This window comes from Amycolatopsis sp. PSD-21 (assembly GCF_055561455.1).
This window is the reverse complement of record NZ_CM145712.1, coordinates 2,549,819-2,570,290: the sequence shown is the minus strand read 5'-3', so window position 1 is coordinate 2,570,290 and position 20,472 is coordinate 2,549,819. Positions and strand designations below refer to the sequence as shown.

Here is a 20,472-nt window from a genome sequence, read left to right as displayed (position 1 = left end):
CCCTGAGCAGGGCGACAAGGACTCCGAAGGCGAGGATGAGGCCGATCGGAGCGAGAAGGTGCGACATGTTCACTCACCCCAGTGCCGACGTGACGGCTGTCACTTTTCCCCAGTGTAGTCCACCCACCGCCGGTCTCTGACGGCATGTGCAGCAGTCTTGACGAAAGATTGGCGTTTTGACCGGCCGTGTCGGCTCGCGTCCGGCACGATACGTACCGGACCTGGGAGATGCCTTTGCCGACGAGCCGTGAAACCGCGCTGACCGCTCTGCGGCTCTTGCGGTCCTTCCTACCCGACATCCGGCACCCTGGCCGGCTCGTGGTCTTCGGTTTCCTGGTCGCGACGCTGATCGGCACGTTTCTCCTGATGCTGCCGGTCTCGTCGGAAAGCGGTGAAGCCACCGATCCGCTGACGGCGTTGTTCACCGCTACTTCGGCGGTGTGCGTGACCGGCTTGGTCGTGGTCGATACAGCGGGTCACTGGTCCGGTTTCGGTGAGGTCGTCGTGCTCGGCCTGATTCAGGCCGGCGGTCTCGGGATCATGACCCTGGCGTCGCTGCTAGGACTGCTGGTGGCCCGGCGGATGGGGCTGCGGATGCAGCTCACGGCTCAGGCGGAGACGAAAAGCCTCAAGCTCGGCGACGTCAAACGCGTGATCATCGGCGTCATCGCGCTGAGCTTCCTGTTCGAGCTGGTCACCGCGATCGTGCTCACGGCGAGGTTCACGCTGGGGCACGGGCTGCCGTTCGGCCGGGCGATCTACCACGGGGTCTTCCACGCGATCTCGGCGTTCAACAACGCCGGGTTCGCCCTGCACGAAGACAGCCTGATCAGGTACGCCGACGATCCGTGGATCATCGTTCCGATCACGGTCGCGGTCATCGGCGGCGGCCTGGGCTTTCCCGTGCTGTTCGAGCTCGGACGCAGGCTCCGTGGCCGGCAGCGGCGCTGGTCGCTGCACGCGAAGATCACCCTGGTCACGTACGGCTCTCTCCTGCTCGTCGGCGTCGTCGCGGTCACGGCGATCGAATGGGGCAATCCCGCGACGCTCGGCCCCATGGGCGTGGGAGACAAGCTGCTGGTCGGCGTCTTCCATGGGGTGACACCGCGGACGGCCGGCTTCAACACTCTCGACGTCGGCCAGCTGCAGTCGGCGTCGCTGCTGGTCAACGACGTGCTGATGTTCATCGGCGGCGGCAGCGCGGGAACGGCAGGCGGGATCAAGGTGACGACCTTCGCCCTCTTGGCCTTCGTCATCCTCGCCGAGGTTCGTGGTGAACCGACCGTGCACCTGTTCGGCAGGCGGCTGGCCGCGTCGGTGCAGCGGCAAGCGCTCACCGTGGCGCTGCTGGGTGTCGGTGCGGTCATGGCGGGCACGCTGACCCTGCTGATCATCACCCCGTTCTCCCTCGACAAGGTGCTGTTCGAGGTGATCTCGGCCTTCGGCACGGTCGGGATGTCCACCGGCATCACCGCCGACCTTCCCGGCGCCGGGCAACTGCTGCTCGTAGGGTTGATGTTCCTGGGCAGGCTCGGGCCGATCACGATGGCGTCCGCGCTCGCGTTGCGAGACCGGGCCCGCCGCTACGAATTGCCAGAGGAGCGTCCGATCGTTGGGTAAGTCAGACAAGCAGCGCATCTCGCGCGTGGTGGTCATCGGGCTGGGCCGCTTCGGGAGTTCGCTCGCGGAAGAACTCGCCGACAGAGGTTCCGACGTGCTCGGCATCGATTCCGACGCTCGGCTCGTGCAGCGCTACTCCGACGACCTGAGCCATACCGCGGTCGCCGACACGACCGACGAAGAAGCCCTTCGCCAGCTCGGCGTGCCCGACTACCAGCACGCCGTCGTCGGCATCGGAACCGACCTGGAAGCCAGCATTCTCACCACCGCGCTCCTGGTCGACTTCGCGATCCCCAACATCTGGGCCAAGGCCACCAGCCGCCAGCATGGCCGGATCCTGGAGCGCATCGGCGCGCACCATGTCGTCCTTCCCGAGCACGACATGGGTGAGCGGGTCGCGCACCTGGTGACCGGCCGCATGCTCGACTACATCGAATTCGAGGACGGCTTCGCGATGGTCAAGACCGTCGCGCCACAGGAAGCGGTCGGGCACCCGCTGGCGGACAGCAGGCTCCGCTCGAAGTACGGCGTGACCGTGGTCAGTGTCAAACGCCGGGGCGAGGACTTCACCTACGCCACCGCCGACACCGTGATCCGGCGCGGGGACATCCTGATCGTCGCAGGCAGAACCGCCGAGGCCGAAGCTTTCGCCGACCTGACCTGACTGCGATCGGCGTCACACTCGAGCCCCCGAGTTTGCCCCACCGCTCCTCTTACGGCATCTTTACGCGAGGTGCGCCGGGAAGTCTGGTCGGCAAGCCCGCTCCCTCCGGGACTGGGCCACACAGACGACGGCAGGAGCACTGGTGCGGCTACCGGGTGACGTGCGTTCGCATGAGCGCACGGGACGGTGTCCGTCATGAACACTGTGGTCGCTGTCGCCGTCTTCGCCGTGGCCTACCTGTTCATCGCCACCGAGAAGATCCCGAAGATGGTCGCGGCGCTCGCCGGGGCTGGGATCGTGCTCGCGCTCGGCGTGGTCGGAGCCGAGGACGCGTTCTACTCCCACGAGACCGGCGTCGACTGGGACGTCGTCTTCCTGCTGCTCGGCATGATGATCATCGTCGGGGTGCTCCGGAAGACCGGTGTCTTCGAGTTCACCGCGATCTGGGCCGCGAAACGCGCCAAGGGGTCACCCCTGCGTGTGATGATCCTCTTGGTCCTCATCACCGCGGTCGCGTCGGCGTTCCTCGACAACGTCACCACCGTCCTGCTGATGGCGCCGGTGACGCTGCTGGTCTGTGATCGCCTCGACGTCAAGCCGGTCCCGTTCCTCATCGCCGAGGTCCTCGCCTCGAACATCGGCGGCGCCGCCACCCTGATCGGGGACCCGCCCAACATCATCATCGGCAGCCGCGCCGGCCTGACCTTCAACGACTTCCTGGTCAACATGGCCCCGATCGTCGCCATCGAGCTGCTCGTGTTCACCCTGGTGCTGCCCCGGCTCTTCCGCGGCTCGTTCACTGTCGACCCGGCCCGCGTCGCCGACGTCATGGCGCTCAACGAACGCGAAGCCATCCACGACAAACGCCTGCTGATCAAGTGCGGCGTGGTGCTCCTCGCCGTGTTCACCGCGTTCATCGGCCATTCGCTGTTCCACATCGAGCCCTCGGTCGTGGCCCTGCTCGGCGCGGGTGTGCTCGTCCTGATCTCCAAGGTGAAGACCAGCGACTACCTCGCCAGCGTCGAATGGGAAACCCTGCTGTTCTTCGCCGGGCTGTTCATCATGATCGGCGCGCTCGTGAAGACCGGCGTCATCGAAGACCTCGCGAAGCTCGCCGCCGACGCCACTGGCGGCAACGCGCTTCTGGCGGTGATGCTCATCCTCGTCGTCTCGGCCTTGTTGTCCGGGTTCATCGACAACATTCCTTACGTCGCCACGATGAGTCCGCTCGTGCTCGCGCTCACCGCCGACATCCCCGACCCCGCTCGCTCCGAAGCGCTGTGGTGGTCTCTCGCGCTCGGCGCGGACTTCGGCGGCAACATGACCGCCATCGGCGCCAGCGCCAATGTCGTCGTCCTCGGCATCGCCGCCCGCGCCGGCAGCCCCATCTCCTTCTGGGAGTTCACCCGCAAGGGGGCGGTCGTCACGCTGATCACCGTCGCGGTCGCCGCGCCCTACCTGTGGCTGCGGTACTTCGTACTCGCCTGAGCAACCTGACACCCCCATTCCTACGCCCCACGCCGAAGGACACACGAACGGACCTGCACACCCGGGATCCCACCCCGGCATCGCCAAGGATTGACAGTGACCCAAGTCCCCACCGAAACCGACGAGCAGCGCCGCTCCGAGCCGTCGTCCGCCGAGAAGCCGGCTCTCCGCCGATACCGTCCGGAACTGCAGGGCCTGCGCGGGCTCGCAGCCGCTCTCGTGGTCATTTACCACGTCTGGCTGGGGAGAGTGTCCGGCGGCGTCGACGTCTTCTTCCTGATCTCGGGTTTCCTGATCACCGGCCAGCTTTTCCGCGCCGCCGGGCGCGGCCGGATAGAGTTCCGGCCGCTCTGGGGACGGATGATCAAACGGCTGTTCCCGGCCGCGCTGACCGTGCTGCTGGTGGTCGTCGGGATGTCGATCCTGCTGCTACCCCAGGATCGCTGGTTTCAGACGATCAAGGAAGTCTTCGCCTCCGCGTTCTACCTCGAGAACTGGCGGCTGGCCGCCGATTCGGTCGACTACTTCGCCCAGAACAACACCGCCAGCGTCGTACAGCACTACTGGTCGCTGTCGATCCAAGGCCAGTTCTACGTGGTGTGGCCGCTGCTCGTGGCCGTGGTCGCGCTGGTCGCGGTCCGGCTTCGCGGCTCGCTGCGGCCCGCACTTCTCGTGACGCTGACCGTTGTCTTCCTGGGATCGCTCACCTTCTCGGTGATGCTGACCATGGCCGACCAGCCCTACGCGTACTTCCATTCGCTCGCCCGTGCCTGGGAATTCGCGTTGGGTGGGTTGGTGGCCTTGGGCATCGATGTCCTGCGGCTGCCCCGTGCGGTCCGCATCCTCCTGGGCTGGTTGGGCGTCGTCGCGCTGATCTCCTGCGGCCTCGTACTCGAGGTCGAGAGCGTGTTCCCGGGGTACGCCGCGCTGTGGCCGACCGTGGCGGCCGTTCTGGTGATCGTCGCCGGTGCGCCCGGCAGCGGCGCGGGTGCCGACCGGGTCCTGAGTTCCCGCCCGTTCGAATACCTCGGCAACATCAGTTATGCCTTGTACCTGTGGCACTGGCCGGTTCTCATCTTCTACCTGGTCGCGCGCAAACGCGAAGAGGTCGGCTGGCTCGGCGGCCTCGTGGTGATCGGAGTGTCCGTCGTGCTGGCGGTCCTGACCTATAACTTCGTCGAGAACCCGGTCCGGCTCTCGCCGGTGGGCACCCGCACGAAATGGGGCGCCTACCGATTCGGCGTCCTCGCGCTGCTCCCTGTCATTCTGGTTGCCGCGACCTGGCAGGTCGTGTCGCTGAAGAAGGCGGACTTCACCATCTCCCTCGATGACGCGGACCACCCCGGAGCGCTCGCCCGCGGTACCGGTCATCCCGCACAGACGTCCGAGGTGGTGCCGCCGCTCATCGCCGTACCGAACGACTGGGGCGGTATCGGCGACGCGCGTTGCGTCAAGTCAGCTCTGGACGCGGGGCTGGAAATCTGCACGAGCCGGCACACGGACTCTCCGGCGAAGCGGATCGTGGTCGTCGGGGATTCCCATATCCAGCAGTATCTTTCCGCGCTGAAACCCATCGCGGAGAAGAACGACTACGAGATCACGTTCATGCTCAAGGGCGCCTGCCCGTTCTCCACCACCTCGGACGCCATGCCGGGCGACAAGGGGTGCCTCGACTGGAACGACGCCGCAGCCAAGGAGATCATCACGATGCGGCCGGATGTGGTGTTCACCTTGGCCAGCCGTGACGTGCGTGCGGGGCTCACCGAGCAGACACCTCAAGGCTTCGTCGACCAATGGAAGAACCTCGACAAGGCGGGCATCAAGGTCATCGCGGTCCGCGACAATCCTCGATTCGGCTTCTCTCCACCCGCTTGCGTGGACGCGCACGGTGCGAAAGCCGACGAGTGCAGCGTCCCACGTGAGAAGTTCCTGGCGGCCGTTCCGCCGTACGAGAAGGCCACCGACGTCCCCACGAACGTCACATTCCTCGATTTCAGCGACTATTTCTGCGGACGACGCCTCTGCCGTCCGGTCGTCGGCAACGTGCTCGTCTACATGGACGGCAACCACGTGACGGCCACGTTCATGACCACCCTGTCCCCCATCCTCGAGCGCGGCGTCGTCGCCGCGCTCGGCTGGTGAGGTCACCCATGCCGATCTTCCTGTTCCGCCTGCTTCGCCGGTTCGCGCTCATGCGCACGTGGACGGCGCCGCTCGCGGTGATCGTGTTCGTCTTCGTGACGAGCTGGCCGCTCATGGCCTTGGCCGAGCCCGCGGGCAGTGAAATCACCCATCCGGCGAACTACTGGTGGTGGTTCGTCGTCACGGCCGCCACGGTCGGATACGGAGACCTCTACCCGCTTTCCCTTGGCGGGCGAATCATCGGCGTGTATGTGATCGTCGGCGGCATCGCCACCTTCACCGCGCTGTTCGCCAAACTGGCCGCGATGATCGAGAAGGCGAAAGGACGACGCATGCTGGGAGCAGTCACCCTGGATCTCTCAGACCACATCGTGGTTCTGGGCTACACCCCCGGGCGAACCGAACGCATCCTCGACGACCTGCTCGCGGAAGGCGGGCGGCAGGTCGCGCTGTGCGCCTGGGGCGACGTCGAAACGCACCCGGTCCCCGACCGCGACATCGGTTTCGTGCGCGGTGACCTCACCCAGGACGACGCACTCACCCGAGCTCGCGTCCAGCATGCCCAAGCCGTCCTCGTCGACGCCCGCGACGACAACGAAGCGCTCGCGATCTCGGTGACCGTCGATCATCTGGCCCCCTCGGTCCACCTTGTGGTCGCACTGCGCGACCTGAGCCGGGCGAACACTTTGAGCTATGTCAACGGTGATGTCCATTGTGTACAGTGGCACAGCCCGCACATGATCACCGATGAGGTCCTGACGCCGGGAATCACTCAGGTGTACGCCGAGCTGATGACCCACGGTGGAGGCAACACCTATTCCGCGCGGCTCCCGGAATCAGTGGGTCCGGTGTCGTTCGGCACGTGCCAAACCGCGCTCGGACGCGATCATGCCGCCACCCTCCTGGCGGCACGGGCCGATGGGCGGCTCTTGATCAGCCCTCCATGGAACACCCCGTTGCGGCCGGGAACCGTCGTGTACTACATCAGCGCACGGAGAATCCCGCTCGACCAGATAGTTCGCTCCGTGCACGACAGCTGAACCGAACGGTGTCAGTCCGCCGGCGGCAGCGCGCGGGCGGGCCAGTCCAGCAGCCGCGCACCGAGCACCGCGGCTTCCAGAGTGAACCGCTGTGCGGAATCCCGCGGGTCGTATCCGGTGCGTTCCTTGACCCGGTCGAGTCGATAGCTGACGGCCCGGACGCTCAGGAACAACACGCGAGCCGTCTCAGCGGTCACTCCACCCGTCGCGAAATAAGCCGAGAGTGTCTCGAGCAAAGGCCGCGCGCCCCCGCGTGTGCGGTCCAACGGCCCCAGGACATGTTCCACCAGCTCGATGATCGCGGACCTGTCCCGGAACAACACCTGATACACCAGCAGGTCGCTCGCGTCGAGGACGGAAGCCGTGAGACCGAGAGAGGTCGCCAGTTCCAACGCTCCCCGGGCCTCCTCATAGGACCGCAGGATCCCGGTGGGGCCCGCATGGCCCCGGCCGACGCCGACCTGGGCACGCTGGCCGGTCGGCAGCATGTTTTCGACATGGCGGGAGAACTCCGAAATGACGTCCGCCCGGGCGCCTGGGACGACGCACAGGAGCAGTCCGTCCTTGGTCGTGACCAGGACGTCGCGGGAGTCGAACCGGCCGGCCAGCGCGGCCTCGATGCGGCGGGTCGTGCTGTCGCTGTCGGTGAAGGCCTGATTCGCGCGCGCGGCCGCCACGACGTAACTGGCCGCGAGGCGCAGGCCGAACCGCTCGGCCCGCTCGGCCAGCCTTCCCAGATCGCTGCGGCCGTAGAGCAGGTCGTCGATGAATTCCCGCCGCTCCGCGCCCTCCTTCCGCATGACCAGCCGTTGTGCGCCGTCGTAGCCATCGGCGAGCGCCACGATGGCGTCGTCCGCGGCGCGCAGAACCGCTTCGGCGATCGCGCTGACCTGTTCCTTGCCGCTCGCCGCCGCGACCGCCGGGAGCTCTCGCCAGGACAGCCAGTTCGCGCTGAGATAAAGGTCGACCAGCGCTCGCAGCGGCACGCTCTGTTCGGCGGCACCCGCGCCGAGCGCACGCCGGGAGTCGAGCTCGGCACGCGTCAGCCTGCGTCCGGTGCCGCTGACTCCCTCAAGCATCTCGAGGTATCCGCCGAGGAATGCCGACGGCACGCCGCCCGCGTCCTGGGCCGCGCGTTCGGCGAGTGCGGCGACGTCGAGTTCTCGGTGTTCGCTTCCGGTCATCGCAGTCCGTTCCAGGTTCTGCCCGGCACCTTGCCTGGATCCGGCAATACCGAATCCAGGTCGCCGTTCGCGCGAGTCCGTGGGTGAGGCCACGTGCAACCAGCTCCGACCCCGTGTATCACGGTTTCACAACCGGACGACGATTGCCACCACTTGCCGGGTTCCGGCAATCAGAGAGGAAGGAATATCGCCGGGCGCAAGCCTAGCCGCGCGGGTGCCGGGCCGAACAGGATAAAGGGAACAGTTCGGGAGGCCCGGCATGATCGACTGGCAGATCTGGCTGATCCTCGCGGCGGTGCTCGGTATCGCCGAGATCTTCACCCTCACGGCGGCTCTCGGCCTGCTCGGCGGCGCCGCGCTGATCACGGCAGGCACCGCGACCTTGGGTTTGCCGCCGTCGCTGCAGCTGCTCGTCTTCGCCGTCACCGCCACCGTCGGCCTGCTCCTGCTGCGTCCCGCGGTCCAGCGGCACATGCTCCGGCCACAGCTGGAGAGATTCGGCGTGGACGCGCTCATCGGCAAGCCCGCGTACGTCGTGCGCGAGGTGACCGGCATGGAAGGACTAGTGCGCATCGGCGGCGAGGAATGGACCGCCCGCGCCTACGACGACACCCTCGTGATTCCTCGTGGGGCGGTCGTCGACGTCATGGAGATCCGCGGCAGCACAGCGCTCGTCTATCCCCGGGAGTAACGATGGAAATCTCCGCCATGCTCGTCGTCGCCGTCATCCTCGCGCTCTTCGCCGTCATCACCGTACTGCGTGCCGTCCGGATCGTGCCGCAGGCCCGCGCCCGGAACGTGGAACGGCTCGGCCGCTACAACCGCACACTGCAGCCCGGTCTCAACTTCGTGATTCCCTACATCGACCGGGTCTACCCGGCCATCGACCTCCGCGAGCAAGTCGTCTCGTTCCAACCCCAACCCGTCATCACCGAAGACAACCTCGTCGTCGAGATCGACACCGTGCTCTACTTCCAGGTCACCGATCCACGCGCCGCCGCCTACGAGATCGCCAGCTTCCTCCAGGCGGTCGAACAGCTCACCGTCACCACCCTGCGCAACGTCGTCGGCTCGATGGACCTCGAAAAGACACTCACCTCGCGCGACACGATCAACAGCCAGCTTCGCGGTGTCCTGGACGAAGCGACCGGGAAGTGGGGCCTGCGGGTCAACCGGGTCGAGATCAAGGCGATCGACCCGCCGAACACGATCAAGGAGGCGATGGAGAAGCAGATGCGCGCGGAACGGGACAAGCGTGCCGCCATCCTGAGCGCCGAAGGTCAGCGGCAGTCCCAGATCCTCACCGCCGAAGGCGACAAGCAGGCCGCGGTCCTGCGTGCCGAAGGCAACCGTGCGGCGGACATCCTGAAAGCCGAGGGCCAGTCCCGAGCCATCGATCAGGTCTTCCAGGCCGTCCACCGCAACGACCCCGACCCCAAACTCCTCGCCTACCAATATCTGCAAATGCTTCCGGAACTCGCGAAGGGACCGGGCAACACCTTCTGGGTCATTCCCAGCGAAGTCACCTCGGCACTGCAAAGTGTGTCCACCGCCTTCTCCGAGGCGTTGCCGAAGTCGCCCGCCACGCGCGCCACCGCACCGACCGACTCCGTGGCCGAAGACGCCACCCTCGATGCGGCCCGCGCCGCGGAAGCCGCGGCCCAGGCGGCGACCGAGGCGTCCGAGCCCGTCGGTACCCCTTCGGCAGGCGTGAACCACTCCGGCGAAGCACCACGTCCCGCCTGACCGGGAAGCATCGTGTCGACACGATCCCTCGGCGTGGCCGAGTCATGTCCTGATGGCACCGAGCAAGGCAAACTGATGCCCGTGGAAAAAGCCAGACGGGGTGAACTGCGCATCTACCTCGGCGCCGCCCCCGGCGTCGGCAAGACCTACGCCATGCTGGGCGAGGCTCGCCGTCGCTTGCAGCGGGGCACCGATGTGGTCGTCGGGTTCGTCGAGACCCACGACCGGCCGAAGACCAGGGAACTGCTCGACGGCCTGGAAGTGTTGCCCCGCGGGCGAATCGAACACCGGGGTGTCGAGTTCACCGAGATGGACGTTGACGCCATTCTGGCTCGGTGCCCCGAAGTCGTGGTAGTGGACGAACTCGCCCATACGAACGTGCCCGGGTCGCCCAACGCCAAACGGTGGCAGGACGTGGAGCGGCTGCTGAAATCCGGGATCGACGTGTTGTCCACGGTGAACGTGCAGCACCTGGAGTCCCTCAACGACGTCGTCCTGCGCATCACCGGCGTCGAACAGCGCGAGACCGTTCCGGACGAGGTGGTACGCCGCGCCGAACAAGTCGAACTGGTCGACATCACGCCGGAGGCACTGCGCAGGCGACTCGCCCACGGCAACGTCTACGCCGCGCCCAAGGTCGATGCCGCGCTGTCCAATTACTTCCGCGTCGGCAATCTCACCGCGCTGCGCGAGCTGGCGCTGTTGTGGGTGGCCGATCAGGTCGACGTCGCACTGCAGAAGTATCGCGCCGAGCAAGCGATCACCGACACCTGGGAGGCCCGCGAACGAGTGGTCGCGGCGATCACCGGCGGACCGGAGAGCGAAGCTCTGATCCGCCGGGCCAGGCGAATCGCGGTACGGGCGGGCGCTGATCTGCTCGTCGTGCATGTCCTGCGCGGTGACGGCCTCGCCGGCGCCTCGCCGGAGTCGGTGACGAAATGCCGCAAGATCACCGAAGATCTGGGCGCGACCTTCCACGCGGTGGTCGGCGATGACGTGCCGACCGCGTTGCTGGACTTCGCCGGTGGCGTGAACGCCACTCAACTGGTGCTGGGTACCTCCCGGCGGTCGCGGCTGGCCCGAGTGATCGACGAGGGCATCGGCGCGGCGGTGATCCAGGCTTCCGGGCCGATCGACGTGCACATGGTGACCCACGACGAGGTCCGCCGGCGACTGCGCCGGCAACCCGCCCGGACCGTGCTGGCGCGCTCGCGGCAGATCGCCGGATGGGGGCTGGCCGTCGCGCTCCCGGCCCTTTGCACGGTGATCGGCGTGCTGGCCCGGCCGGCGATCGACATGGCAGGCGCGCTGATCGGTTTCCTCGTGGCCACGGTAGTCGTCGCACTGGTCGGCGGGCTCGGGCCGTCGTTGTTCGCCGCCTTTCTCGGAGCAGGGTTACTCAACTTCTTCTTCACCGAGCCCTATCACAGCCTTGTGGTCGCGTCGCCGGCGAATGTGGTGTCGCTGATCGCGATGGTCGTCGTCGCGGTGCTCGTCGCCCTGGTCGTCGACCGAGCCGCGCGCCTGGCCGGGCAAGGTGCCCGCGCACGCACCGAGGCCGCCTTACTCGCGTCCTACTCGCGCGCGGTGCTCAGCCCGGATCCGCTGGAACGGTTGTTGACCAAGGTGCGGGAAAACTTCGGGTTCACGTCGGTGGCGATGCTGGAGCGCAGCGGCGACAACTGGATACGAGCCGCCTGCGTCGGCGAGAACCCGTGTGATGAGCCAGAGGACGCCGATGTGGACATCCCCATCTCGGCCGACGTCCATCTGGCACTGCACGGCAGGGTGCTCTCGGCCGGGGACCGGCGCGTACTCGAAGCCGCCGCGGGGCAGGCGTTCATGGCATTGCGGCAACAGCGATTGGCGGCCGAAACCGCCGATGCCCAGCGCCGAGCCGAGGCCACCGAACTCCGCACCGCCCTGCTCTCGGCGCTCGGCCATGACCTGCGCACTCCCCTGACGTCGATCAAGGCCGCCATGGGAAGCCTCCGGGACACCGGACTTCGACTGTCCACTGAGGACGAGGCCGAATTGCTGACGGCAGTGGAGGAATCCGCGGACCGCCTCGCCGATCTGGTCGAGAACCTGTTGGACTCCTCGAGGCTGGCCACCGGGTCGGTCACTCCCTTGCTGCAACCTGTCGGCTACGACGCGATCGTCGCCAGGGCTTTGTCCGGAATGGACGATCACCGCGTCATCCAGGTCGACATGGACGACCGGCTCCCCGAAGTCTTCGCCGATCCCGGCCTTCTGGAACGCGTCGTGGCCAATGTCATCGACAACGCCTTTCGGCATGGCAGACGCCTGAGCCAAGACCTCGGCGACGAACCCGAGATCGCGGTCCGGGCCAGCGCGCACGGCGACCAGGTCGAACTGCGCGTCGTGGACCACGGCAAGGGTCTGCCGAAGAAGTCGCTGGGCAAGATGTTCACCCCGTTCCAGCGGCTCGGCGATCGGAACTCGAGTACCGGCATCGGACTCGGGCTGAGCGTCGCCAAGGGTTTCACCGAGGCGATGGGCGGCACCATCGACGTCGAGCACACCCCGGGCGGCGGCCTCACCATCGTCATTTCGCTGCCCTCTCACCCCGCCGTGGCACGGACACCGGTATGACCACCATCCTCGTGGTCGATGACGAGCCACAGATCCTCAGCACACTGCGGATCTCCCTCTCCGCCTGCGGCTACGAGGTCCAGACCGCCGATGACGGGCACGCGGCGCTCACAGCCGCCGCAGACGGAAGCCCGGATGCCGTGATGCTCGACCTCGGCCTGCCCGACATCGACGGCACCGACGTCATCTCGACGCTGCGCAAGCGGACGGCCGTACCGATCATCGTCCTGTCCGGCCGCACCGGTCCCGACAGCAAGATCGCGGCGCTCGACGCCGGCGCCGACGACTACGTCAGCAAACCGTTCGGCATGGACGAGCTGCTCGCGAGGCTGCGCGCGACACTCCGCCGGGCGAGTACCAGGACCACCATGCCCCCGATCCTGACGACGTCCACCCTGACCATCGACCTCGCCTCCCGGTACGTGCACGACCGGGATTCCGAGATCCATTTGACGCCCACTGAATGGAGAATCCTGACGATTCTCGTGCGCGACAAGGGAAAGCTGGTGCGCCACGAGGATCTGCTTCACGAAGTCTGGGGGCCTGCGTACACGACGAAGATCCACTACCTACGCCAGTACCTGACGCAGCTCCGCCATAAACTCGAAGTCGACCCGTCACGGCCTCGGCATCTCATCACCGCACAGGGAATGGGCTACCGGTTCGATCCATAGCCCGCCTGGGACTCGGAATCGGCCAGAGGCAAGTGTCAGCGCCAGGAGACGGGACGCGGTGATCAGCCCGATCAGCGTGCCGCCGCGCATCACCGCTGCCAGCGGACAGCGCAGCCCGGCCATGATCGCCGCGGCCTCGACGAGGTGTCATCGTGGTCGACGATGGCCAGCTCCGAACCCTGGCTGGAAGGAGTCGCGGACGGTCTCGTCCCCGAGCTTGCCCGCGACCCGGTCGGCCATGGATTCGGACAACACTCCGGCCAGCGAAGGATCCTCCTGGACGTAGGTAGGCCAGGAAGAACCGAGCGGGACGACCATCGGCATCGGTGACCACGATGCCGGGCAGTCGATGCCCGGCCATGAGCTGGGCAACCTCCCGCACGAGAAAGCCCAAGCCCACGGCGGGGAACTCCTCGGCCATGTCGTCGGCACGCATCACCACCAAGTACGGCAAAACCGACATTTCTGGCTAGTCTTCCAGCACGCGCGCGGTCAGTTTCGAGCGGATCAGCAAGAGCCCTTTCGACCTCAGGCCTAGTGCCCTAGGTCACGCGCCACCACCTTGTGAACATTTGCTGAATCTGTTTTTATAGTTTTGTCACAGCGTTGAATGGTCTTCCAGGACTTGAGGAGCTGGCATGAAGACGACCGAAGCCGTGGCGGCGACGTTCGGACTGAAGGACGAGGCGTGGAAGCGGCACGCGAACCCGTGGAGTGTCTGGAGCCGGATGGCGGGCCTTATCCCGATCCTTGCGCCGATCTTCTTCCGGGAGACGCTGGGCTGGTGGGCCCTCGCGATCATCGTGCCCGGCATCGCGTGGATGTGGCTGAACCCGCGCGCGTTCAAGCCCGTCCATCAGCCTACGAAGTGGGCGGAGAAGGGCATCTATGGCGAGCGGTTGTGGTCGGCGGGCACGTCGTCGGTCTTGTCCGGGCACAAGACGGCGATGCGGCTACTGCTCGGGCTGGCCGGGATCGGTGCGCTGATCCTGGTCTACGGGCTGGTGTTCATCGAGGCGTGGCCGACGACCTTCGGCGTCGCTCTCCTCCTGCTCAGTCAGTTATGGCAGATCGACCGGTTCGCCGCGATCTACGACGAGAGCGTGCGCCTCGGCCAGGAGTGACCTACCGCCCCATCCTCCGCGCTCGGGGCCCGCCGGGGCCCGAGCGTCGACTTCCCCTGCGGAGAAACGCATGCACACTCCCGGAACCTCGCACCCACGCCGCTGGTGGATCCTCGGCGCACTCTGCTTGAGCCTGCTGGTACTGACCATCGACAACACGGTGCTGAACCTGGCGATTCCCGCGCTGATGCGCGATCTCGATGCCGGTCCGGCCGACATCCAGTGGATCATCAGCGCCTACACGCTCGCCTTCGCCGGCCTGTTACTGACCGCGGGCGGCCTGTCCGACCGGTTCGGCCGAAAGCGCCTGCTGCTGATCGGGTTGGTCCTGTTCGGGGCGGCCTCACTGGCCGCGGCCTTCGCGACCAGCCCCACCCAGCTGATCATCTGGCGTGCCGTGATGGGCGTCGGCGGCTGCCTCGTCATGCCGAGCACCATGGCCATCCTGATCACAGTGTTCGACGAGTCCGAACGCCGCAAGGCCATCGCGGCCTGGAGTGGCGTGTCCATGGCCGGCGTCCTCATCGGCCCCTCACTCGGCGGCCTGCTGCTCGAACACTTCGGCTGGGGGTCGGTCTTCCTCATCAACGTGCCGATCGCCGCCATCGCGATCCTCGCCGCCGTCGCGCTCATGCCCGAATCCACCGCTCCGGCTCGTAAACCCGATGTGATCGGCGCCCAGCTGTGCACCACCGGGATGGTGTCCGTCGTCTGGGCGATCATCAACGCGCAGAACACCGGCTGGGGCGACTTCGGCACCACAGGCGTGCTCATCATCGGACTGCTCGTGGTGGCTGGTTTCGTGTGCTGGGAACTCCGCACGCCACACCCGATGCTCCCCCTGCGGATCTTCCGCGACCGAGCCTTTTCCGGCGGCACGTTTTCAGTGATGCTGCTCGCGTTCGCCGCGGCGGGAATGATGCTGGCACTGACCCAGTACGTCCAACTCGTCCTCGGCTATCCCGTGTTCGAGGCCGGCATGGCGCTCCTGCCGTTCGTCGTCTCCGCCGCGTCGTGCAACTGGCTCGGCGCGACAGTGGGCAAGAAGTTCAGCAACCGCGCCATGGTCACCACCGGCATGCTGGTCACCGCCACCGGGTTCGCCCTCCTGCGAGCTATCCAGCCGGCTGACGGCTATCTCCCGCTCGCCGCCGCGATGGTGATCATGGGCGTGGGCGCGGGCCTGGCCACTCCGGCCGCGGTCGCCGCTCTGATGGGCGCCGTACCACCCGACCACGCCGGTGCGGGCTCGGCCATGAACAGCACCATCTCTCAAACCGGTAGCGCTCTCGGCGTAGCCGCACTCGGCAGCCTGCTCGCCACCGGCTACCCCAACCGCCTCGGCCCTGACATCCCCGACGCCGCGCGAACCTCACTAACCGACGCACTCGCCATCGGTGACCCCTATGTCGTCACCGCGGCGAAAGCCGCGTTCGTCGGCGCGATGTCCACCGTCATGCTCACCGGAACCGGCCTGGCGATCGCAGCCGGTTTCGTCGCCTTCACCTTGCTACGTCAAGGAAAACCCAAGTCCATACAGGACACTGAAGACACAGATGAGCTCGACTTGCCCGAATCCCTTACGACTTGAATCGCTTCACCTGACACGCCGGTCGCAGGGCACCTTGCGACCTGCGACCATATGTCCAGATCGTTCGTTCATCAGGAGGGTTTCCATGCCGCCCGCGTTCTCGACCGAGGAGAAGGCCCGTATTACTCAGCAACTGCTGGACAACGGCTATGAGCTGTTCACCCGCCAAGGCCTGCGCAAGACCTCCCTCGAAGAACTGGTCGTCTCCACCGGTATGGCGAAAAGCAGCTTCTACCAGTTCTTCGACTCCAAAGAAGCCCTCTACCTGGAGCTGATGACGCGAGAAACCGGCGCGATCAAGAAGAAGGTCATCGACAACGCCTTGCACGCCTCCGACGACACTCGCGACAGCCTGCGCAGGTTCCTGCGCGCCACCCTCGACGAGCTCGCCACCAACCCGTTATGGCGCCGCCTCATGACCCACCCCGAGGAAATGACGGCCGTCGCCCGCAAAGCCGACCCGCAGCGAGCCGCGGCCGCAAGCGACACCCCCGCCACCGCACTCGTCGACTACGTCACCGGTAAGCACCGCGACGGCCAGCTCATCGACGCCCCGCCAGAGGTGATCATCGGAGTCTTGCGAACCGTGCTGCTGGTTCCGCTCTACGCCGACCGTCTCGGCGACTCCGCCACCTACCCGAAGATCCTCGACCTGCTCATTGACCTAGTAACCACCGGACTCACCTCCACTAGGTCCTGACCATCAGCAGCCGATGCCCGAGTACCCGCACGTACGCAGCTCCGGCAGCGGTAGCCAAGGAAGGCCGAGCCCCGCTGTCCAGTCAAGAGAAGCTTGCAGCCCAGCGGCACGATGAATGAACGGCGATAGCCCCGCAGTAACGCCCTGCTGGATCATCTTGCGGTGAACCTTCGGCGGCCGGAAGCGCATGCCGCGACCGGTACGACATGCTGGACATGGCGAGCCCTTTCTCGGACGAGAAGGTCGCGACTGCCGACCAAGCTTCCCGGCGCTCCCTGCGGAAAACGCGCTCCCGCCGCCGCGCCCGGCACCACATGTTTTTGGCTCGGCCGTCGCTCCACGTGTGGCCTGGTATGGCTCTGCAGGCTTCAGCGAGTCTTTCTTGGCACGAGGTGACGGCGGCTGACGTTGACTTGCGTTCACCGCTTCAGTACGGCATCTTTATGCGTGGAGCGCCGGGAAGTCTGGTCGGCACAACTCATCCACTCGGGTGGGCTGTTCGACGCGGACGGGACTGTGATGACGCTCACCTCAACGTTCGGCCTGGTGTTGTTCACTGGTCGGCAACGTTCCGAACCACCCAATCAGGCGGACCTGCGAAGGCTGTCCGAACCCGCTGAACGACGTCGACGTGATGACGCGAGCGTATCGCGGGTCGTTCGCGAAACGATCGAAGGCCACTACGTTTCGCCCCCGCCGCAACCACTATCCCCTCATCGCTCACGCGGCGTTCCGCGACTCGCGTTCCCGTCGTCAACTGCCTGTCTCAAGCGACCACAGTGGCCATCACCGACGGCCGGCCTCAAGAAGGAAAACACCCATGGACAAGGTCACCCCCGCGCTTATTTTCGCGTTGTTGTTCATGGTTCTGCTCGGCGCGATTCCCCGACGCTATCGGTATCTGCAACTTCCGGCCGCCCTAGGCTGGATCGTTGTCTGGATCGACGGCGCTTTCACCGGTCATTGGACCGATACATTGGGTGTCACCATCACCGCTTTCGCTCTGTTGTGGCTTTTCATGACCGCCGAACGTGGTCACACCAGCAAGAGCGAAAGGCGATGACCAACTGTACGACCACAACCCGACGTGGCCATAGCAGAAGGTAACTCAGCAGGTCGTGCACCGTTGAAGCGCTCGGGACGCCGCGCTTGTCATGCAGGCATCAAGTTCGCCGGGTGCTCAGGCTGAAGAACAGTCCGAGAACCAACCACGCTTTACGCGCACTACCCGTACTCCGACCACCGAGAAAAGGACGAAGGCCATGTGGGCGCCGATCTCCATCGTGCTTCTCGTCGCCTGCCTCGGAAACGTGATGCTCGACCATGCCGGTCGTGCGATCCCGTTCGGCATCGCGTTGCTGGTGCTCGTCGCCGCGGCGACGTATCGGGCACGCCGCCGGACCACCTGATCACCCACGTGACGAGGAGGAGCGATGAAGCTGGTCAGTCTGTCCGAGATCGATGGCTCGATGATCGGCCTGGTGGGCGGTAAGGCGGCCGGGCTCGGTGAGATGATCAAGGCCGGCGAGCGTGTGCCGGATGGCTTTTGCCTGACCGTCGAGGCCTATACATCGCGCGATCTTCCGGTGAAGGAATTGCTCGGCGCCTACGAGCGGCTCGGCGGCGGCCGGGTCGCGGTGCGTTCCAGCGCCACGGCCGAAGATCTCCCGGATGCCAGCTTCGCGGGCCAGCAGGACACCTTCCTCGATGTCGACGGGCCCGTCCCGCTCGTCGACGCCGTCCGCAAGTGCTGGAACTCCTTGCATTCCGACCGGGCCGTAGCCTACCGCGGCTCCGTAGGTATCGACGAAGCCGCCATGGCCGTGGTGATCCAGCGGATGGTCCACCCCGTCGCGGCCGGTGTTCTGTTCACTGCCAACCCGATCACCGGTTGCCGCACCGAGATGGTCGTCGACGCCGCACCCGGTTTGGGAACCGCGATCGTCGACGGCACCGTCGTTCCCGATCACTACGTCTTCGCCCACCGCGCGCGGACCATGCCGCACCAGCCCGGGGGATGTCTCGATACGCGGCAGCTCGAACGGCTCCGGGACGCCGGTCTGCGACTGCAACGGCATTTCGGCTCCCCGCAAGACATCGAGTGGGCGATCGATTCCGACGGACTGCTGTGGCTGTTGCAGTCCCGGCCTATCACCACCCTGTTCCCGCAGCCACCGGACACCGGCGAGACCCGGCTGTACCTCGAGTTCGGCCACATCCAGGGTATGCTCCGCCCGTGTACCCCGATGGGGATCTCCTTGCTGAAGACCGGGTCGGCGATGTGGTTCCAAGCGAACGGCGTCCGAAGCGACCCACGGGATCCACTGCCACGGCTGGTGCCGATCGGCGGCAGGCTCTACTTCGACCTGACTGACTTCGTCCGCAGCAAGGCCATGCGCAAGCGGCTGCCGACGTCCCTGCAGGTGTACGGACCGCGGGTGCAAGGCGCCGTCAAGCGCATCATGACCGATCCACGCTTCGCCCCGCGGCGTGGCTTTCCCTTCCGGATGAGCAACATCCTCAGGGCCACAGCCGGACTAGCGCCGAGCGCGGTCGCAGGGTTCGTGTCGAGTCTGACCCGCCCGGACGCGGCACGCGCCCGCGCCTACCACGCGGTGGAGGAGATCCGGCGCCAGATCGTTCCGCCCCCGGGCTCGGCGACCACGGCAGAACGGCTGAGATGGGTTGTCGAGGACTCGCATCGAGCGATCATGAGCCGCGGCATGCTGGGGCTCACGGGGCCCTTGATGGCTGGGATCGTGCTCGGGCTGGCTCCCTCCGGCCTGCTCAACGGCATCGCCACGGACGAGGAACTGAACATCGTCTTGGGCGGAATGCCTCATAACGTCACGACGGAGATGGATCTGGCCCTCTGGGGCCTCGCGGTGAACGCGCGACAGCACCGGGAGTTGTTCCTCACCACCCCACCGGGCGAACTGACCGCGATGTACCGCACCGGGCGTCTGCCCGACATCGGGATGGCCGGATTCCTGGACAAGTATGGGATGCGCGCCGCGGCCGAGATCGATGTCGGCATGCCCCGCTGGGACGAGGACCCGGCGCCTCTGTTCGCCACTATCGCCAACTACCTCCGTGTCGACGACCCCGAGCAGGCACCGGACCAGCGATTCCGCCAAGCCGCGCAAAAGGCCGAAGCGATGATCGAGACGCTGTCCCACCGGACTCGGCGCCGGCGGCCGATCCGGGGGCGGATCGCGACCTTCCTCATGCGCCGGTCGCGCAAGCTCACCGGCTTGCGGGAGATCGGGAAATTCGCGTGGCTGCCCGCTATTCAAGCCTCCCGACGCCAACTCCTCCTCATCGGCGACGACCTCGTCTCGCGCGACCTGCTGGAAAGCCGCGACGACATCATGTTCCTGACTCTCGACGAAGCACGCGCGGCCGTCGACGAGGCGACCGACCACCGTCCCCTGATAGCTGCCCGCCGTGCGGACCACCGGCGAGAGTTAAAACGGCACACCGTCCCCGGCGCCTTGCTCTCCGACGGAACCGACGTGGAAGCGCTCGCCCCACCGGGGCCCGCCGAAGACGGCGTGCTGACCGGAATGGCCGGCGCGGCGGGGCAGGCGACCGGGAAAGCGCGCGTGATCCGCGATCCGGTCGGCGCGTACATCGAGCCGGGCGAGATCCTCGTGGCTCCGACCACCGATCCCGGATGGACCCCGCTGTTCCTGACCACCGCGGGCTTGGTCACCGAAACCGGCTCACCGGTCGCGCACGGCCCCACTGTCGCCAGGGAATACGGCATTCCGGCAGTCATCTGCGTCCGCAATGCCACCCACGAAATCACCACCGGCCAGCTGATCACCATCGACGGAACCGCAGGCACGGTGCGGATAGTGGACGAAGGCTGACCGCGACT

Annotated in this window: 17 protein-coding genes; 15 read left to right on the top strand and 2 right to left on the bottom strand. The window is 66.4% G+C overall.

The genetic code is table 11. The features are described 5' to 3' along the window. The first annotated feature begins 297 nt into the window (after positions 1-297). From ACZ1DY_RS12450 to ACZ1DY_RS12430, 5 genes are all read left to right on the top strand, one after another. Positions 298-1,620, top strand: a complete 1,323-nt coding sequence (locus ACZ1DY_RS12450; protein ID WP_465485644.1) for a TrkH family potassium uptake protein — start codon at positions 298-300, stop codon at positions 1,618-1,620. Beyond that, positions 1,613-2,284, top strand: a complete 672-nt coding sequence (locus ACZ1DY_RS12445; protein ID WP_465484419.1) for a potassium channel family protein — start codon at positions 1,613-1,615, stop codon at positions 2,282-2,284. Before ACZ1DY_RS12450 ends, ACZ1DY_RS12445 begins: the two co-directional genes overlap by 8 nt. Before the next feature lie 195 nt (positions 2,285-2,479). Continuing rightward, positions 2,480-3,772, top strand: a complete 1,293-nt coding sequence (locus tag ACZ1DY_RS12440) for an ArsB/NhaD family transporter (protein WP_465484418.1) — start codon at positions 2,480-2,482, stop codon at positions 3,770-3,772. 96 nt (positions 3,773-3,868) lie between these two features. Next, a complete protein-coding gene (locus tag ACZ1DY_RS12435) occupies positions 3,869-5,914 on the top strand; it encodes an acyltransferase family protein (protein ID WP_465484417.1) in 2,046 nt (681 codons plus the stop codon). Between the two features lie 8 nt (positions 5,915-5,922). After that, positions 5,923-6,954, top strand: a complete 1,032-nt coding sequence (locus tag ACZ1DY_RS12430) for an ion channel (RefSeq protein WP_465484416.1) — start codon at positions 5,923-5,925, stop codon at positions 6,952-6,954. 11 nt (positions 6,955-6,965) lie between these two features. On the opposite strand, the gene ACZ1DY_RS12425 is transcribed toward ACZ1DY_RS12430, so the two are convergent. Beyond that, positions 6,966-8,138: a PucR family transcriptional regulator gene (locus ACZ1DY_RS12425; protein ID WP_465484415.1), complete on the bottom strand. Its 1,173-nt coding sequence runs from the start codon at positions 8,136-8,138 to the stop codon at positions 6,966-6,968. A 259-nt stretch (positions 8,139-8,397) separates the two neighbouring features. Here ACZ1DY_RS12425 and ACZ1DY_RS12420 point away from each other — a divergent pair, with 259 nt between their 5' ends. The 4 genes from ACZ1DY_RS12420 to ACZ1DY_RS12405 all read left to right on the top strand — a co-directional run bounded on the left by ACZ1DY_RS12420 (position 8,398) and on the right by ACZ1DY_RS12405 (position 13,174). Continuing rightward, complete coding sequence (locus ACZ1DY_RS12420) at positions 8,398-8,829, top strand: NfeD family protein (RefSeq protein ID WP_465484414.1); 432 nt, start codon at positions 8,398-8,400, stop codon at positions 8,827-8,829. Between the two features lie 2 nt (positions 8,830-8,831). Then, positions 8,832-9,884, top strand: a complete 1,053-nt coding sequence (locus ACZ1DY_RS12415; protein WP_465484413.1) for an SPFH domain-containing protein — start codon at positions 8,832-8,834, stop codon at positions 9,882-9,884. 75 nt (positions 9,885-9,959) lie between these two features. After that, positions 9,960-12,500, top strand: a complete 2,541-nt coding sequence (locus ACZ1DY_RS12410; RefSeq protein ID WP_465484412.1) for a sensor histidine kinase — start codon at positions 9,960-9,962, stop codon at positions 12,498-12,500. Continuing rightward, positions 12,497-13,174, top strand: coding sequence for a response regulator (locus ACZ1DY_RS12405; RefSeq protein ID WP_465484411.1), 678 nt, complete (start codon positions 12,497-12,499; stop codon positions 13,172-13,174). Before ACZ1DY_RS12410 ends, ACZ1DY_RS12405 begins: the two co-directional genes overlap by 4 nt. Before the next feature lie 147 nt (positions 13,175-13,321). On the opposite strand, the gene ACZ1DY_RS12400 is transcribed toward ACZ1DY_RS12405, so the two are convergent. Then, complete coding sequence (locus ACZ1DY_RS12400) at positions 13,322-13,498, bottom strand: hypothetical protein (protein ID WP_465484410.1); 177 nt, start codon at positions 13,496-13,498, stop codon at positions 13,322-13,324. A gap of 314 nt (positions 13,499-13,812) precedes the next feature. On the opposite strand from ACZ1DY_RS12400, the gene ACZ1DY_RS12395 reads away from it, so the two are divergent. The 6 genes from ACZ1DY_RS12395 (at position 13,813) to ACZ1DY_RS12370 (ending at position 20,464) form a co-directional block, all read left to right on the top strand. Beyond that, positions 13,813-14,298: a DUF6653 family protein gene (locus ACZ1DY_RS12395; protein ID WP_465484409.1), complete on the top strand. Its 486-nt coding sequence runs from the start codon at positions 13,813-13,815 to the stop codon at positions 14,296-14,298. A 70-nt stretch (positions 14,299-14,368) separates the two neighbouring features. Next, positions 14,369-15,889, top strand: coding sequence for an MFS transporter (locus tag ACZ1DY_RS12390; RefSeq protein WP_465484408.1), 1,521 nt, complete (start codon positions 14,369-14,371; stop codon positions 15,887-15,889). Positions 15,890-15,974: 85 nt separating this feature from the next. Next, positions 15,975-16,589 (top strand): TetR/AcrR family transcriptional regulator, encoded by a 615-nt coding sequence (locus tag ACZ1DY_RS12385; RefSeq protein WP_465484407.1) that lies wholly within the window; start codon positions 15,975-15,977, stop codon positions 16,587-16,589. Between the two features lie 820 nt (positions 16,590-17,409). Next, positions 17,410-17,652, top strand: a complete 243-nt coding sequence (locus ACZ1DY_RS12380; protein WP_465484406.1) for a hypothetical protein — start codon at positions 17,410-17,412, stop codon at positions 17,650-17,652. A gap of 199 nt (positions 17,653-17,851) precedes the next feature. Beyond that, complete coding sequence (locus ACZ1DY_RS12375; protein WP_465484405.1) at positions 17,852-17,998, top strand: hypothetical protein; 147 nt, start codon at positions 17,852-17,854, stop codon at positions 17,996-17,998. A 24-nt stretch (positions 17,999-18,022) separates the two neighbouring features. Further along, entirely contained in the window at positions 18,023-20,464 is a 2,442-nt protein-coding gene (locus tag ACZ1DY_RS12370; RefSeq protein ID WP_465484404.1) for a PEP/pyruvate-binding domain-containing protein, read from the top strand. Positions 20,465-20,472: the final 8 nt, after the last annotated feature.

Bases quoted from the DNA above. Each gene is read 5' to 3' on its own strand.
- ACZ1DY_RS12380 (WP_465484406.1), top strand. From the start codon at position 17,410: ATGGACAAGGTCACCCCCGCGCTTATTTTCGCGTTGTTGTTCATGGTT.
- ACZ1DY_RS12420 (WP_465484414.1), top strand. From the start codon at position 8,398: ATGATCGACTGGCAGATCTGGCTGATCCTCGCGGCGGTGCTCGGTATC.
- ACZ1DY_RS12425 (WP_465484415.1), bottom strand. From the start codon at position 8,138: ATGACCGGAAGCGAACACCGAGAACTCGACGTCGCCGCACTCGCCGAA.
- ACZ1DY_RS12390 (WP_465484408.1), top strand. From the start codon at position 14,369: ATGCACACTCCCGGAACCTCGCACCCACGCCGCTGGTGGATCCTCGGC.
- ACZ1DY_RS12370 (WP_465484404.1), top strand. From the start codon at position 18,023: ATGAAGCTGGTCAGTCTGTCCGAGATCGATGGCTCGATGATCGGCCTG.
- ACZ1DY_RS12410 (WP_465484412.1), top strand. From the start codon at position 9,960: ATGCCCGTGGAAAAAGCCAGACGGGGTGAACTGCGCATCTACCTCGGC.
- ACZ1DY_RS12415 (WP_465484413.1), top strand. From the start codon at position 8,832: ATGGAAATCTCCGCCATGCTCGTCGTCGCCGTCATCCTCGCGCTCTTC.
- ACZ1DY_RS12385 (WP_465484407.1), top strand. From the start codon at position 15,975: ATGCCGCCCGCGTTCTCGACCGAGGAGAAGGCCCGTATTACTCAGCAA.
- ACZ1DY_RS12375 (WP_465484405.1), top strand. From the start codon at position 17,852: ATGTGGGCGCCGATCTCCATCGTGCTTCTCGTCGCCTGCCTCGGAAAC.
- ACZ1DY_RS12405 (WP_465484411.1), top strand. From the start codon at position 12,497: ATGACCACCATCCTCGTGGTCGATGACGAGCCACAGATCCTCAGCACA.
- ACZ1DY_RS12430 (WP_465484416.1), top strand. From the start codon at position 5,923: ATGCCGATCTTCCTGTTCCGCCTGCTTCGCCGGTTCGCGCTCATGCGC.
- ACZ1DY_RS12400 (WP_465484410.1), bottom strand. From the start codon at position 13,498: ATGCCGATGGTCGTCCCGCTCGGTTCTTCCTGGCCTACCTACGTCCAG.
- ACZ1DY_RS12395 (WP_465484409.1), top strand. From the start codon at position 13,813: ATGAAGACGACCGAAGCCGTGGCGGCGACGTTCGGACTGAAGGACGAG.
- ACZ1DY_RS12440 (WP_465484418.1), top strand. From the start codon at position 2,480: ATGAACACTGTGGTCGCTGTCGCCGTCTTCGCCGTGGCCTACCTGTTC.